The sequence below is a fragment of the Prevotella ihumii genome (assembly GCF_900155655.1).
Classification (GTDB): domain Bacteria; phylum Bacteroidota; class Bacteroidia; order Bacteroidales; family Bacteroidaceae; genus Prevotella; species Prevotella ihumii.
The window spans coordinates 1,930,327-1,945,729 of record NZ_LT706987.1 but is presented as its reverse complement, the minus strand read 5'-3'; the positions used below and the strand labels follow the sequence as shown (position 1 = coordinate 1,945,729).

The following is a 15,403-nucleotide window of genomic DNA, read 5'->3' as shown; positions in this document are numbered from 1 at the left end:
CATCAACGAAGTGGAGAATAACGGATTCGAACCGTTGACCCCCTGCGTGCAAGGCAGGTGCTCTAGCCAGCTGAGCTAATCCCCCAAGGGATTGTAAGTGAATAATTGAAAAAGAATACAGCTCGTATATATTATATAAGGTGTAATCTTTATTTTAAGAAGTAGTCCCAGGCAGACTTGAACATGCCTTTTACACATTGCTTTCAGCGATGTGTAGTCCCAGGCAGACTTGAACATGCCTTTTACACATTGCTTTCAGCGATGTGTAGTCCCAGGCAGACTTGAACATGCCTTTTACACATTGCTTTCAGCGATGTGTAGTCCCAGGCAGACTTGAACTGCCGACCTCCACATTATCAGTGTGGCGCTCTAACCAACTGAGCTATAGGACTGAGTTGGGTAAAGCCCTACGGCTTCTACCTTGGCTTCCTTTATTCGCTTATATCTAATAGAAACAGAATTATGAGTACAAGAAGAGAAACAAACAAATTCAATATCAAATAATGAAATCATAAAATGTTCATACTCTTAGCAATACCTCAAGGATAAACGTTACTCCAGAAAGGAGGTGTTCCAGCCGCACCTTCCGGTACGGCTACCTTGTTACGACTTAGCCCCAATTACCAGTTTTGCCCTAGGTCGCTCCTTGCGGTTACGAACTTCAGGCACCCCCGGCTTTCATGGCTTGACGGGCGGTGTGTACAAGGCCCGGGAACGTATTCACCGCGCCATGGCTGATGCGCGATTACTAGCGAATCCAGCTTCGTGAGGTCGGGTTGCAGACCTCAGTCCGAACTGGGACCGGCTTTAAAGATTAGATCGTACTTACGCACAACCAACATTCTGTACCGGCCATTGTAACACGTGTGTAGCCCCGGACGTAAGGGCCGTGCTGATTTGACGTCATCCCCACCTTCCTCACACCTTACGGTGGCAGTATCCCTAGAGTGCCCAGCATTACCTGATGGCAACTAAGAAAAGGGGTTGCGCTCGTTATGGCACTTAAGCCGACACCTCACGGCACGAGCTGACGACAACCATGCAGCACCTTCACCAGCGTCCCGAAGGACCTCAACATCTCTGTATCGTGCGCTGGCAATTCAAGCCCGGGTAAGGTTCCTCGCGTATCATCGAATTAAACCACATGTTCCTCCGCTTGTGCGGGCCCCCGTCAATTCCTTTGAGTTTCACCGTTGCCGGCGTACTCCCCAGGTGGGATGCTTAATGCTTTCGCTTAGCCGCTAACACCAGGTGCTAACAGCGGGCATCCATCGTTTACTGTGCGGACTACCAGGGTATCTAATCCTGTTCGATACCCGCACCTTCGAGCTTAAGCGTCAGTTACACTCCCGTAAGCTGCCTTCGCAATCGGAGTTCTTCATAATATCTAAGCATTTCACCGCTACACCATGAATTCCGCCTACGTTGTGTGCACTCAAGTCTTCCAGTTCGCGCTGCAATTCAGATGTTGAGCATCTACATTTCACAACACGCTTAAAAAACCGCCTACACTCCCTTTAAACCCAATAAATCCGGATAACGCCTGGACCTTCCGTATTACCGCGGCTGCTGGCACGGAATTAGCCGGTCCTTATTCGAAGGGTACATACAAAACATTACACGTAATGTCAGTTATTCCCCAACAAAAGCAGTTTACAACCCATAGGGCCGTCATCCTGCACGCTACTTGGCTGGTTCAGACTCTCGTCCATTGACCAATATTCCTCACTGCTGCCTCCCGTAGGAGTTTGGACCGTGTCTCAGTTCCAATGTGGGGGACCTTCCTCTCAGAACCCCTACTGATCGAAGCCTTGGTGAGCCGTTACCTCACCAACAAGCTAATCAGACGCATCCCCATCCAATACCGATAAATCTTTCATCCTCGTCAGATGCCATCAAAGGATTATATTGGGTATTAGTCCGTCTTTCAACGGGTTATCCCCAAGTAAAGGGCAGGTTGGATACGCGATACTCACCCGTGCGCCGGTCGACGTCCATAAAAAGCAAGCTTTCTATGCCGTTTCCCCTCGACTTGCATGTGTTAAGCCTATAGCTAGCGTTCATCCTGAGCCAGGATCAAACTCTCCATTGTAAAATGTATTTTATATCACTCTATCCTTAAAAAGAAAAAAGCGATAAGTTGAATCTGTTCAGAACGAATATCCTAAATTCGAAGTATCAAGTTTAAACACCTATTAATTTCAAAATGAAGTCACAAAGCAACTTCAGAATTGAACGGTTCGTTTCTTTTACCCATCTACTAAAAATTAATTCAGTAGACGCTTCTTGTACTACTATTTTCTGTCTATGTAAATCTATTCAAAGAACTCTTTTCTTTTGTTGCAGTCACACGTTTGATGTGAAAGCGAGTGCAAAGTTATAGCAAAAATCGTTACGCTCCAAATATTTCTATGACTTTTTTTAAAAAAAGTTGTATTTTTCTTATTTTATTACATTTTCAAAGGTTTTTAATATAATAAATAAGGTGTAGGCTGGTTCTATAAATTACCACCGCATATAGTCATTAAATTTTTATGAAATACGTTTTGTTATCTTTTGGCTTCTTTTCGGTTCAAAATGTAAGTTCGTTCAGTCGTGTAGCTCGCTACACTCCTTCACGATCTTGCATTTTGACCTCAAAAATAAGCTCAAAATCTAACAAAGCTAATTGATAGAGCCAGCCTGTAAAGAAAAAGCGGTTGCAAAAAAGAGATTTGTCTACAAATTTTACTTCACGCATTTATGGCACTAAAAAACTTGATAAAAAGAGAAGAAAATAAGAAAAGAAATGGGATTTACACGTTTTCCTAATGTTTTGGAGAGATGGAAAGCAAATAGTGTACCAAATAAAAGTTGACGAAAGTGAGATTTAACATTTAAAACAGCTAAATAGAATTGTTCGTAAACGTGTATTAAGTGATCTAAAAGAGAAGAACAGGTGTTTCAGCTTGTGAAAGTTGAACTTTGGGAATGTCAGAGATATAGGTTTTGGAGTGCTAAAGTTGAACTTTGGGGTGATGGGCATTGAACTTTGGCTATCCGAATATAGAATAAGGGGGGGTGAAATCTGTTCGTTCCTACCTTTTATTCGTTCGATTATTACACATTAAGAAGATAATTGTTTTGCACAATTGGCTTAATATTATCCTACCACATTGATAATGAATGATTTACGATTGCACGTGTATAATTCTCATATTTGTGTACAAAACGATTAACGAACGCAAATACGAGAAATATGGCAGGTGTATTTAACAATTCCACTTCGTAATGCAAAAGAAGAGAACAAAGAAAGGGAGAAACAGATTAAGGCAAATCGTCATTAGACCAGTCGGACGGGTCGGACCAGTCGGACCAGTCGGACCAGTCGGACGAGTCGGACGGGTCAGACGGGGCGGACGGGGCGGACGGGGCGGACGACCGATTTGGGTTTAACAAAAATAAATGTAAGTTCGTTCAGTCGTGTAGCGAGCTACACGACTGAACGAACTTACATTTTGACCTCAAAAATAAGATCAAAATGCAACAAAGCTAATTTATAGAACCAACCTTATAATTTTCCTATTCATAGGTTGGTTTTGGCACAGAGTTTGCAATTGTATCGGCAAAGAAACAATATTAAACAAAATAAACGATATGACTATGCAGACAGGCAAAATTGGCGTTACAACGGAAAATATCTTTCCTGTAATCAAGAAATTCCTTTATTCTGACCACGAAATTTTCCTTCGTGAGTTGGTTTCAAATGCAGTAGATGCTACTCAAAAACTTCGCACATTGGGCGTTACGGGCGACTTTAAAGGCGAAATGGGTGAGCTAAAAGTAAGTGTAAAATTGGACGAAGCGGCTGGCACACTGACCATTAGCGATAATGGTATAGGTATGACAGCTGAAGAGATAGACAAATATATCAATCAGATAGCTTTTTCGGGCGTAACCGACTTCCTTGATAAATATAAGGACAAGGCTGAAGCTATTATTGGACACTTCGGTCTTGGTTTCTACTCTGCTTTTATGGTGGCAAAGAAGGTAGACATCATTACAAAAAGCTACAAGGAGGGTGCGCAGGCTGTGAAATGGAGCTGTGATGGCAGTCCAGCGTTTAGCATAGAAGAGGTAGAGAAGGACGGTCGTGGCTCGGACATCGTGTTGCACATTGACGACGAATGTAAGGAGTTTTTGCAGAAGGCTAAAATTCAAGAGCTATTAAACAAGTATTGCAAGTTTATGGCTGTGCCTATTGCCTTTGGTAAGCAAACCGAATGGAAAGACGGCAAAAGCGTTGAAACAGAGGAAGATTTCATTGTAAACAGCGTAGCACCTTTGTGGACAAAGACCCCTTCGGGGCTGAAAGATGAGGACTACAAGAGCTTCTATCGCTCGTTGTTCCCAATGAACGATGAACCGCTGTTCTGGATACACCTCAATGTGGACTATCCGTTCAATCTGACAGGTATATTGTATTTCCCACGTGTGAAAAACAACATTGAGCTTCAGCGCAACAAGATACAGTTGTTCTGCAATCAAGTATTCGTAACAGACCAGGTGGAAGGCATTGTGCCAGAGTTTCTTACATTGCTCCACGGTGTGATAGACTCGCCAGATATTCCGCTGAACGTAAGCCGTAGCTATTTGCAGAGTGATGCGAATGTGAAGAAGATTTCGCAATATATCACAAAGAAGGTGGCAGACCGCCTGAACAGCATCTTTAAGGAGAACCGCAAAGAGTATGAAGAAAAGTGGAACGACTTGAAACTCTTTGTAAACTATGGTATGCTGTCTGAAAACGATTTCTACGACCGTGCTAAGGATTTCTCACTCTTTACCGATGTTGAGGGCAAATACTTTACCTTTGACGAGTATCACACCTTGATAAAGGACAATCAAACCGATAAGGACGGCAACTTGATTTACCTTTACGCAACCCAAAAGGACGAGCAATACAGCTATATAGAGGCAGCTAAGAATAAGGGCTACTCGGTGTTGTTGGCAGACGACCAATTGGATGTGCCTGCTATATCGATGTTGGAACAGAAGTTTGAGAAATCGCGCTTTGTACGTGTAGATTCGGACGTTATCGACCGCATTATCGCCAAAGAAAATACGCCTGAAATGAAGTTGGAGGACACACAGCGTGACATTTTGTCAGCATCATTCCAGTCGCAAATGCCAAAAGTGGAGAAAGCCGAATTTATGGTAGATGTGCAAGCCTTGGGCGAAACGGCTCACCCTGTGCTTATTACTCAAAACGAGTATATGCGCCGTATGAAGGAAATGAGTCGTTATCAGCAAGGTATGGGCTTCTACGCACAAATGCCAGATACCTATACTTTGGTGTTGAACGCCGACCACGCATTGATAAAGAAAGTGTTGGAAGAGGGCGAAAAGAACACTGCCGATGCACTGAAACCTATTCTTAGCGAGATAAAGGGATTGGAGGCTCGTGAGACTATATTGCGTCAGGAACAGGGCAAAAAGAAGCCTGAAGAAGTGACACAGGCTGAAAAAGACGACCTGAAGCAAACCGAAGACGCTATCAGCAAACAGCGTGACGAGAAGCAAAACGTTATAGCCAACTATGCGAAGGGCAACGATGCCATTCATCAGCTTATCGACCTTGCTTTGCTTCAGAATGGTATGTTGAAGGGCGAAGCCTTAGACAAGTTTATCAAACGTTCGGTGGGTCTTATCAAATAATCTCATAAGGCTGGTTCTATAAATTACCACTGCGTATCGTCATTAATTTTTTATGAAATACGTTTTGTTATCTTTTGGCTTCTTTTTTGCTCAAAAATAAGCTCAAAATCTAACAAAGCTAATTTATAGAACCAGCCATAAGAGATTTTCAAAGCTGCATTATTTGCCTTGCAAAGCGTGTTTCGATAGTGAAATAGGCTGATGTACAGGGCGAATAATGCGGTTTTGTGTTGCTACCCACTACAATAGGTCGTGCTCCTTTGCTTATCTCACATTATTATTGTAACTTTGCAGACAAAATAAGATAATAGGTTTAAAAACAGACAATGATTACACTTTCAAACATTGCCGTACAATTCGGTAAACGAGTTCTTTACAAGGACGTAAACATCAAATTCACCCCAGGAAACATCTACGGAGTTATTGGCGCAAATGGTGCTGGTAAGTCTACTTTGCTCCGTGCCATTTCGGGCGACTTAGAGCCCAACAAGGGTACAATAGAGTTGGGTCCTGGCGAACGCCTCTCTGTGTTGGAGCAGGATCACTTTAAGTATGACGAGTTCAAGGTGATGGATACCGTACTGATGGGACACGAACCTCTTTGGAAGAATATGAAAGAGCGTGAGGAGCTATATTCTAAACTTGAAATGACAGAAGAAGATGGCAATCGCGCTGCTGACTTAGAGCTAAAGTTTGCCGAAATGAATGGTTGGGAAGCTGAAAGCGAAGCCGCACAACTATTACAGAATTTGGGCGTAAAGGAAGATGCACACCAGAAGTTGGTAGGCGAACTTTCTAATACCGAAAAGGTACGTGTAATGTTGGCAAAGGCATTGTTCGGTAAACCTGAAAACCTCTTGCTCGACGAGCCTACCAACGACTTGGACTTGGAAACCGTAGAATGGTTGGAAGAGTATCTTGGCGAAATAGAAGATACACAGACTGTACTTGTAGTTTCGCACGACCGTCACTTCCTCGACTCGGTAAGTACACAGACCATCGACATCGACTTTGGCAAGGTAACTGTCTTTGCAGGTAACTACTCGTTCTGGTATGAGAGTTCGCAGCTCGCACTTCGTCAGGCTCAAAACCAAAAGATGAAGGCAGAGGAAAAGAAGCAACAGTTGGAAGAGTTTATTCGTCGTTTCTCTGCCAATGTGGCAAAGAGTAAGCAAACCACATCGCGCAAAAAGATGTTGGAAAAACTTAATGTGGAAGAAATTCGCCCATCAAGTCGTAAATACCCTGGTATCATCTTCCAAATGGAAAGAGAGCCAGGTAATCAGATACTTGAAGTGCAAGACCTCAAGGCTGTGGACGCTGACGGAACAGTATTGTTCGACCACGTAAACTTCAACGTTGAAAAGGGTGAGAAGGTGGTGTTCCTCTCACGCAATGCAAAGGCGATGACTGCCCTCTTCAACATTATCAATGGCGAACGTGAGGCACAGGCTGGTACTTACAATTGGGGCATTACGATAACCACAGCTTATCTCCCATTGGACAATACTTCATACTTCGATTGCGATATGAACCTTGTAGACTGGCTTTCACAATTTGGTCCTGGTAACGAAGTGGCAATGAAGGGCTTCTTGGGCAGAATGTTGTTTAAGCAAGAAGAGGTAGAAAAGAAGGTGAACATACTTTCGGGAGGTGAGAAAATGCGTTGTATGATAGCACGTATGCAGCTTCAGAATGCTAACTGCTTAATCCTTGACACACCTACCAACCACCTCGACCTTGAAAGTATTCAGGCTTTCAATAACAATTTGGTGAGCTTCAAGGGCAATATTCTCTTTAGTTCGCACGACCACGAGTTTATCGGGACAGTGGCAAACCGCATCATCGAACTTACACCAAAGGGAACTATTGATAAGCTAATGAGCTACGATGAATATATACACAATGCGCAGATTAAGGAACAAAAGATAAAGATGTACGGGGAATAAAATAGATGAGAGAGGAGCAAGATGCGCATTGCGAGCTTGCTTTCTCTCTTTTTATTGAGTTGCATCACATCATTTATTTGTTCGCATCATCTAACCTCTGTGTGCAAAGACCTTGCTTTGGCACACATTTTGCATACCTTAGATTAGAACAAAAAACTGAAAATTATGAGTAAGAATAACAAAAAGGTAGAGATTGAAGAAGAAGACGTAAAGACTGAGGCTTTGAACGAAGAAACAAACGAAAACGAAGCACAAGACGCTGAAAAGGCTGAAGAAGCACAAGAAGACGGTGCTGAAGCTGCTAAGGAGACGAATGAAGAAAAAGACGAAGCCGAAGAATGGAAAGATAAATATATACGTCTTTACGCTGAATTTGAGAACTATAAGAAGCGCACCCTAAAAGAAAAAGCAGAGCTTATTCTAAATGGTGGCGAAAAAAGCATTACAGCAATTCTCCCTATCTTGGACGATTTTGAGCGTGCTTTGGCAGACAATACCGAGGAAGCTGCGGCAATAAAGGAAGGATTCGACCTCATTTTTAAGAAGTTTATCAAGACTTTAGAAGGGCTTGGAATACGTAAAATAGAAACCGAAGACCAAGACTTTAATGTCGATTTCCACGAGGCTATCGCAATGGTACCTGGTATGGGCGACGACAAAAAAGGAAAGATTATCGACTGCGTACAAACGGGTTATACCCTCAACGACAAGGTGATACGCCACGCAAAGGTGGCAGTAGGACAGTAAAAGATAGGTTAGTCCTACTTATTCTACAATAATGGTGGGTTCTATTGATTCTCTTTACTTAATTTCGAGTTTATTTTCGAGAGGGAAGTGTAAGTTGAAGAAAGAGTAATGCGGGCATTACGACTGATAAAGCTGACGCTTTAATCTGAAAAGAAACCGAAAGTGAGTAAAATGAAAAACCCATTTAATTATTAATACATTTCAGTGGGAATGAATAGAACCCACCATTTATAATATGGCAAAAAGAGATTACTACGAAGTGCTCGGTGTGGATAAGAACGCATCGGACGACGAAATAAAAAAGGCATACAGAAAGCTCGCTATTAAGTATCACCCAGACCGCAACCCTGATGATGCGAAGGCTGAGGAGAAATTTAAGGAAGCTGCAGAGGCTTACAGCGTACTGAACGACCCACAAAAGCGTCAGCAATACGACCAATTCGGCTTTGATGGTCCGCAAGGCTTCGGTGGTGGAAATCCATTCGGTGGAGGTGGCTTCTCTATGGACGACATCTTCTCTATGTTTGGAGATGTATTTGGCGGACACAGCGGTGGCTTTGGTGGCTTCGGTGGGGGCGGTCGTCAAGCTCCCAAATATCGAGGTGCCGATCTTAGACTCAAGGTGAAACTATCGCTTCAAGAGGTGGCAACAGGCGTTACCAAGAAGTTCAAGGTGCGCAAAGACATCACTTGCGACCATTGTCACGGCACAGGAGCAGAGGGCAATAGCGGTACAGAGGTGTGTCCAAATTGCGGTGGTAGCGGTGTTGAAATTCGTACCCAACAAAGTATTTTTGGTATGATGCAAACCCAAACCACTTGTCACGTGTGTGGCGGCGAGGGAAAGATTATCAAAGAGAAGTGTACCCATTGCCACGGCGAGGGCGTTGTGAAAGGCGAAGAAGTTGTAGAAATCAATATTCCTGCAGGCGTTGCTGAAGGTATGGTTGTGAACGTTCCTGGGAAAGGAAATGCAGCTAAGCACAATGGTATTGCAGGCAATATTCAGGTTTACATCGAAGAGGAAGACAACGATACCTTTGTACGCGATGGTCAGAACGTGATTTACAATCTCTTACTCGACTTCCCAACAGCAGTGCTCGGTGGACAGGTGGAAATCCCAACCATTGACGGCAGTGCGGTAAAGATAAAGATTGAACCCGGTACACAGCCAGGCAAGACGCTCCGCCTACGTGGTAAAGGATTGCCAGCCGTGCAAGGTTATGGCAGCGGAATGGGCGATTTGATTGTCCAAATCAGTATTTACGTGCCTAAGGAACTCTCTAAGAGTGAGCGAAAAGCCATCGAAGAGTTCCGTGAAAGCGACAATTTCAAGGGCGACTCATCAACCAAGCGCTCTATCTTCGACAATTTTAAGAAATTGTTTAGTTAAGTATCAAAAGCAATGACTTACAAAGAAACAATAGATTATCTATTCAATAGCACCCCTGTTTTCGAACACGTGGGTGCTTCTGCATATAAGGAGGGACTGTCTAACACACACCAATTGGATGCTTACTTTGGACACCCACACCAGAATTTCCGCTCCATTCACATTGCAGGAAGCAATGGTAAGGGTTCGTGTTCGCATACCTTGGCAGCCATATTACAGGCCGATGGGTATAAAGTAGGTCTATACACAAGCCCGCATTTGGTAGACTTCCGTGAGCGAATAAGGGTGAATGGGGAGATGATTTCTGAAGAATATGTTATTGATTTTGTAGCCCAACATCGTTCATTTTTCGAACCTTTACACCCCTCTTTTTTCGAATTAACCACTGCAATGGCATTCAAATACTTTGCAGAACAAAAGGTAGACTTTGCTATTGTTGAAGTGGGATTGGGTGGAAGATTGGATTGCACCAACATCATCAATCCTACGATGTCTATCATCACCAACATTTCGTTAGACCACACACAATTTCTTGGCGACACACTGCCCAAGATTGCTTACGAAAAGGCAGGCATCATCAAGCAAAACACACCTGTTATCATTGGCGAAGCTACCAACGACACCCGTGTGGTATTTGCTGCAAAGGCGCAAGAGATGGACGCAATGATAGTATTTGCCGAAGATATACCCTCTCTACTTTCGTCTTCAGCTCTTCCCGATGGAGGTCGCAAATACCAAACCCGACTCTTTGGCGAAATCAAAGGCGAACTTGGTGGCGCATATCAAGACAAGAATACCAACACGATATTGACTGCTGCAACTCAATTGCTCAATCAACAGATTATCAGAAACATAGACAGCATAGCCAAGGGTTTTGAGAACGTAACCGAAACTACAGGACTAATGGGGCGTTGGCAGCACATACAGAGCCGTCCGACCGTAGTTTGCGACACAGGACACAATGAGGCAGGTTGGCAAGAGCTATCCAAACAAATCAGAAGTCAGCAGTGTCGCACATTGCGCATCGTTTTCGGAATGGTAGACGATAAAGACATAGAAGCTGTAATGAAGCTCCTCCCCGATGATGCCACATACTATTGGACAAAGCCGTCCACTAAACGTGCCTTCTCTGTGGAAAAAGTAATGGACGTAGCTTACAAATTTGGACTTCGTGGCAAGCCTTTTGCCGATGTACAGACCGCATACCAGCAGGCATTAGCCGATGCCAACGAGGACGATTTCGTATTTGTAGGCGGTTCGAGCTACATTGTTGCCGATTTGCTCACATTATCCCAAATTGGTCGGTCCGACCCGTCCGACTCGTCTAACGACCGAGTTGGGTTAAAATCGTAAGGTTTCAGCACAAAAGACAGGCTGAAGGCTTTTGATTTTAAGGGATTTTTGTTTTGTTATGTATGCAATATAAATACAAATTTTTTCGTCAATCAAATTATTTTTGTAATTTTGTGGGCAAATGGTTTTCTGCCCAAACTTCTGACTAACAGCCGTTATACACCCATAGTGCGCTTGCTGAAGAGAGGTAAAAACCTATTTAAATCTACAGAAATGCACACAAGAAAATGAAATATTTAATACTTCCCGAACGAGAAAAAGCCAACCAACTGCCCTTCTACTTTGCCGTAGAGGAATATGTGGCACGCACCTACACAGACGATGATTATTTTCTGATATGGCGTGTAGAACCCACGGTAATGCTTGGTCGCAACCAACTGATAGACAATGAGGTAGAAATAGACTACTGCAAAGCGAACAATATAGACATCTTTCGCCGCAAAAGCGGTGGCGGTTGCATTTATGCCGACCAAGGCTGTATGCAATTCTCTTACATCTCGTTTGCCGAAAACGTCAATGCTGCCTTCACAGCCTATATGCAGCGCATTGCCGACATATTGTGCAGTCTTAACATCAATGCCGAACTTTCAGGTCGAAACGACATCTTAGTAGAAGGCAAGAAGGTAGCAGGAAGTGCGTTCTACCGACTAAAAGGGCGCAGCGTACTGCACAATTCGCTTCTCTTCAGTACCCAATTAGAGCACCTATCAAAAGCACTTACCCCTGCCAAAGAGAAGTTGGAAAGCAAGGGGGTATCCTCTGTACGACAGCGAGTTACGAACGTAGGCGACTTCACGTCATTGAGTATAGACGAGTTTATGGCTTACGTGCACAAATATATGTGTGGCGACGAGGTGCGTGTGCTAACCGAAACGGATATGCAGGGCATAGAAGCAATAGAAAAGGAATTGGCTTCGGACAAATTTGTTTACGGAAAGAACCCCAAATACACCGAAACACGCAAAAAACGATTTGCAGATGTAGGAACTTTAGAAGCTGCCATAGAACTAAAAAATGGTATAATAGAACATATCAACCTTATGGGCGACTACTTCCTCCTTGGCGATATTGACTGCGAATTGCTCGACCTCCTCAAGGGTGTTGCCTTTACTCGCGAAGCCGTGAAAGAACGACTGATGACAGTGGACCTTGGTGCGGTGGTGCGCAATTTAGCCCTCGACCAGTTTCTCCGCCTACTCTTCGGTCGTCCGCCACACGTGATGAAGCCCGACTGGCTCAAAATAGACCTCACCTCCAAGAAGTCGTCAGGCGAAACAGCGGGTATCCTTGCTCGCCATCACCTCAACACCATTTGCACCAGCGGTCTATGTCCCAATCGCACAGAATGTTGGGCAGCACGCACAGCCACCCTTATGATAGGCGGCGAAATATGTACCCGCAAGTGCCGTTTTTGCAATACATTGAGTGGCAGACCTAATGCGCTCAACCCCAACGAGCCTCAACACGTGGCAGAATCGATCAAGGCACTCAATCTAAGGTATGCCGTGATAACCTCAGTAGACCGAGACGACTTGCCCGACTATGGTGCAGACCACTGGGTGAAAACCATCGAAACCATTCAAGCGCTCAATCCCGATACAAAGATAGAATTGCTCATACCCGACTTTATGGGCAAGGCTGAACTGATACAGAAAGTGCTGAAAACACGCCCTCACGTATGCGGACACAATATGGAAACCGTGCGACGCCTCACTCCATCGGTGCGCAGCGTGGCAAAATACGACCGCAGTTTGGCTGTGCTTGCAGAGATAACCCGTTGTGGCATCGAGGCCAAAACAGGCTTTATGCTCGGTTTGGGCGAAACACGTGAGGAAATATTGCAAACAATGGACGATATTCTTGCCACAGGGTGTCGCCGTCTCACCTTAGGACAGTACCTCCAACCTACGGCACAACACTTGCCCGTGGAAGCCTACATCACCCCACAAGAATTTAACGAATACAAGAAAATAGCCTTAGAAAAAGGTTTCAAGCACGTTGTGAGCGGTCCATTGGTAAGGTCGTCTTATCACGCTGCCGAATCGTAACCCCACGAAATGCGCTGTTGTTCATCGGTCTGCCCGACTTACTCGTTATACTCGATTAACTTAAGGCTAGTTCTATAAATTACCACCGCATATCGTCATTAAAATTTTATGAAATACGTTTTGTTATCTTTTGGCTTCTTTTTGAGGTCAAAATGTAACAAAGCTAATTTATAGAACCAGCCTTAAAATTTGTTTCTTTTATCAAGAAGTTAGAGGCGTTAAAGGGATTTATCGCCAAATGCTTGTGGGGGGTAACGTAGGGGCTCGATTTATCGAGTTCCTACACGCCCCTTGAGCACATTAACCCCAAATCGAGGAACGAGCGATAACTCCCCTTCTAAGAATTACCCCTTACCCCATTCCCCTTACTTCGTTGGGTAATTCAGGTTCTCAGGTGTAATCTTGTTCAACACCTCGTCCACGTATTTACGGCTTTCCCATCGTGCCATTGGCAGGTCGTGCAAGAGGTAGTTGCCACAATCTTTGGGTGCTGCACCTGGGATTTCGCCCTCGAACAAAGCCACAAACTCGAAGGTGCGACGCATAAGGTCTACAATGTCTGCCGACTTTAGGTCGCCACGCAGAATGAGGTAGTTGCCTGTTAAGCAACCCATTGGCCCCCAATAGATAACACGGTCTTTCCATTCCTCATCGTTACGCAGGTAAGTTGCTGCAAGATGTTCTATGGTGTGAAGCGCACCAATGTGGAGTGCAGGCTCACGGTTGGGCTCTTTCATTCTGATGTCGAATGTGGTTATGGTTTCGTTGCCTACACTGTCCTGTCGGCTAACGTAGATACCACGCAACAATTGTTCGTGGTCTATGGTAAATGAAGGTATCTTTTCCATTGCTGTTTGTACGTTTAAAGTGTGTTAAGGAAGTGTTTTGTAATCTCAAAACTGCCTTCGGCTATTCTGTTCCAAAAGTCGTAATACATACTTGCATCGGTGTCTTTGAGCGGTATGTCGCTGATGACACGGAACGAAACAAAAGGTACGCCATAGATGTGGCACACCTGAGCGATGGAACAGCTCTCCATATCTACGGCAGTAGCTTCGGGGAAGAGTTCCACAATCTGCTGCATCTTCTCCTTCGAGTCTACAAAGTAGTCGCCACTTACCGTAACTCCAGCCTTGATGGTGAAGTTGCCTTCAGCCCTATTGTTGTTCAGCGAGAGGGCTTTTTCTATCAAGTGGGTAGGCGATACGTATCGTGCAGGCATACCGATGATTTGTCCATATTCGGCATTGCTGCCACAGTAGGCGTCGTGGTACACACATTCGGTTGCCACAACCACGTCCATCACGTTGAGCGAGGTATCAGCTCCACCTGCACAACCACTTGAGATGATAAGGTCGGGCTTGTAGTTGTTTATCATTTCCACTGCACCCACAGCCGAATTTACCTTACCTATGCCACACTTTTGCAGCACTATTTCTTTGTCGCCCACTCGTCCTAACACAAAGTCCTTATGGTTGCAACATTCTGCAACTTCCTGTTCGAGAATGGATTTGAGCTGCGTAAACTCTTTATCCATTGCCACAATTATTCCTATTTTCATGCTGCAAAGATACGAAAAAGTTATTGGTAGGCAGTTGTAAGTTATGAGTTTTTTGGCTTTCGCAAACTATCTTTTTGAAATCGGGGATGGATATTCCATTTTTTTTATGTAAGTTTGCATCATCCCAAATCGGTCGTTAGACTTCTTCGAGATTTGCGAGCTTATTTTGAGCTGTTTTTGGTTGTTTTTGAAGACGTTTAGCAAGCTAAACAACTGAAAAAACAAACGAAAAGAGCCAAAATAAGGTGCAAAGACGAAGAAAAGCATAACATCTAAACGCTTTAAAAAGCCTTTGCGGGCTAATGACGATTTGGGATAAAGGGAGATATAAGTTTTAATCTTAATGACTTAGCCAAGTCGACGGGTGTTAATGGTGTAGGACTAACAGCCGAAATGATGCTGTATTTAGCCGAAGAGATAAAGACAAACAGACGCTCTAAAGCTGAAATAATGCAGACTTTCTTCTTAAACAAGGTATTGCTGCCCGAGGATATAAATGTAAATCATAACTTGCTCATCCCAACGACAGCTTGACGATTTTACACCCATAATCTTTGTTCAAACAAGGCAAATAGATGCTTTTTTTGAAGAATACCTATTTATAATACGAAAAAAATGTGTAAGTTTGCACGCACTTCATAGAAAATCAATTAGA

At 44.0% G+C, this 15,403-nt stretch carries 10 protein-coding genes, 2 tRNA genes and 1 rRNA gene; 7 read left to right on the top strand and 6 right to left on the bottom strand.

The window, feature by feature from the left end:
* Nucleotides 1-11: 11 nt before the first annotated feature.
* The 4 genes from CZ367_RS08735 to CZ367_RS16470 all read right to left on the bottom strand — a co-directional run bounded on the left by CZ367_RS08735 (nucleotide 12) and on the right by CZ367_RS16470 (nucleotide 3,438).
* Nucleotides 12-85, bottom strand: a tRNA-Ala gene (locus CZ367_RS08735).
* Between the two features lie 233 nt (nucleotides 86-318).
* A tRNA-Ile gene (locus CZ367_RS08730) sits at nucleotides 319-392 on the bottom strand.
* A gap of 169 nt (nucleotides 393-561) precedes the next feature.
* Nucleotides 562-2,092, bottom strand: a 16S ribosomal RNA gene (locus tag CZ367_RS08725).
* A 1,214-nt stretch (nucleotides 2,093-3,306) separates the two neighbouring features.
* Nucleotides 3,307-3,438 carry a hypothetical protein gene (locus CZ367_RS16470; RefSeq protein ID WP_262500732.1) on the bottom strand — a complete coding sequence of 44 codons (132 nt, stop codon included), beginning with the start codon at nucleotides 3,436-3,438 and terminating at the stop codon, nucleotides 3,307-3,309.
* A gap of 204 nt (nucleotides 3,439-3,642) precedes the next feature.
* Between CZ367_RS16470 and htpG the strand changes: the two genes are divergently transcribed.
* The 6 genes from htpG to lipA all read left to right on the top strand — a co-directional run bounded on the left by htpG (nucleotide 3,643) and on the right by lipA (nucleotide 13,187).
* Entirely contained in the window at nucleotides 3,643-5,697 is a 2,055-nt protein-coding gene (gene htpG / locus CZ367_RS08720; RefSeq protein ID WP_077196541.1) for a molecular chaperone HtpG, read from the top strand.
* A 326-nt stretch (nucleotides 5,698-6,023) separates the two neighbouring features.
* A complete protein-coding gene (locus tag CZ367_RS08715) occupies nucleotides 6,024-7,646 on the top strand; it encodes an ABC-F family ATP-binding cassette domain-containing protein (RefSeq protein WP_077196540.1) in 1,623 nt (540 codons plus the stop codon).
* Between the two features lie 165 nt (nucleotides 7,647-7,811).
* Complete coding sequence (locus CZ367_RS08710; RefSeq protein WP_077196539.1) at nucleotides 7,812-8,393, top strand: nucleotide exchange factor GrpE; 582 nt, start codon at nucleotides 7,812-7,814, stop codon at nucleotides 8,391-8,393.
* Between the two features lie 235 nt (nucleotides 8,394-8,628).
* The gene (gene dnaJ, locus CZ367_RS08705) at nucleotides 8,629-9,786 is read left to right on the top strand and encodes a molecular chaperone DnaJ (RefSeq protein ID WP_077196538.1); all 1,158 of its coding nucleotides are present in this window, start codon (nucleotides 8,629-8,631) and stop codon (nucleotides 9,784-9,786) included.
* A 12-nt stretch (nucleotides 9,787-9,798) separates the two neighbouring features.
* Complete coding sequence (locus CZ367_RS08700; protein WP_077196537.1) at nucleotides 9,799-11,139, top strand: bifunctional folylpolyglutamate synthase/dihydrofolate synthase; 1,341 nt, start codon at nucleotides 9,799-9,801, stop codon at nucleotides 11,137-11,139.
* 227 nt (nucleotides 11,140-11,366) lie between these two features.
* Complete coding sequence (lipA, locus tag CZ367_RS08695) at nucleotides 11,367-13,187, top strand: bifunctional lipoate--protein ligase/lipoyl synthase (RefSeq protein ID WP_077196536.1); 1,821 nt, start codon at nucleotides 11,367-11,369, stop codon at nucleotides 13,185-13,187.
* A 365-nt stretch (nucleotides 13,188-13,552) separates the two neighbouring features.
* Here lipA and CZ367_RS08690 read toward each other — a convergent pair whose 3' ends face one another.
* Together CZ367_RS08690 and CZ367_RS08685 are read right to left on the bottom strand one after the other, a co-directional pair.
* Nucleotides 13,553-14,035 (bottom strand): S-ribosylhomocysteine lyase, encoded by a 483-nt coding sequence (locus tag CZ367_RS08690; protein WP_077196535.1) that lies wholly within the window; start codon nucleotides 14,033-14,035, stop codon nucleotides 13,553-13,555.
* 14 nt (nucleotides 14,036-14,049) lie between these two features.
* Complete coding sequence (locus tag CZ367_RS08685) at nucleotides 14,050-14,748, bottom strand: 5'-methylthioadenosine/adenosylhomocysteine nucleosidase (RefSeq protein WP_077196534.1); 699 nt, start codon at nucleotides 14,746-14,748, stop codon at nucleotides 14,050-14,052.
* 315 nt (nucleotides 14,749-15,063) lie between these two features.
* On the opposite strand from CZ367_RS08685, the gene CZ367_RS15065 reads away from it, so the two are divergent.
* Nucleotides 15,064-15,282: a PDDEXK family nuclease gene (locus CZ367_RS15065; RefSeq protein WP_144005970.1), complete on the top strand. Its 219-nt coding sequence runs from the start codon at nucleotides 15,064-15,066 to the stop codon at nucleotides 15,280-15,282.
* Nucleotides 15,283-15,403 lie beyond the last annotated feature (121 nt).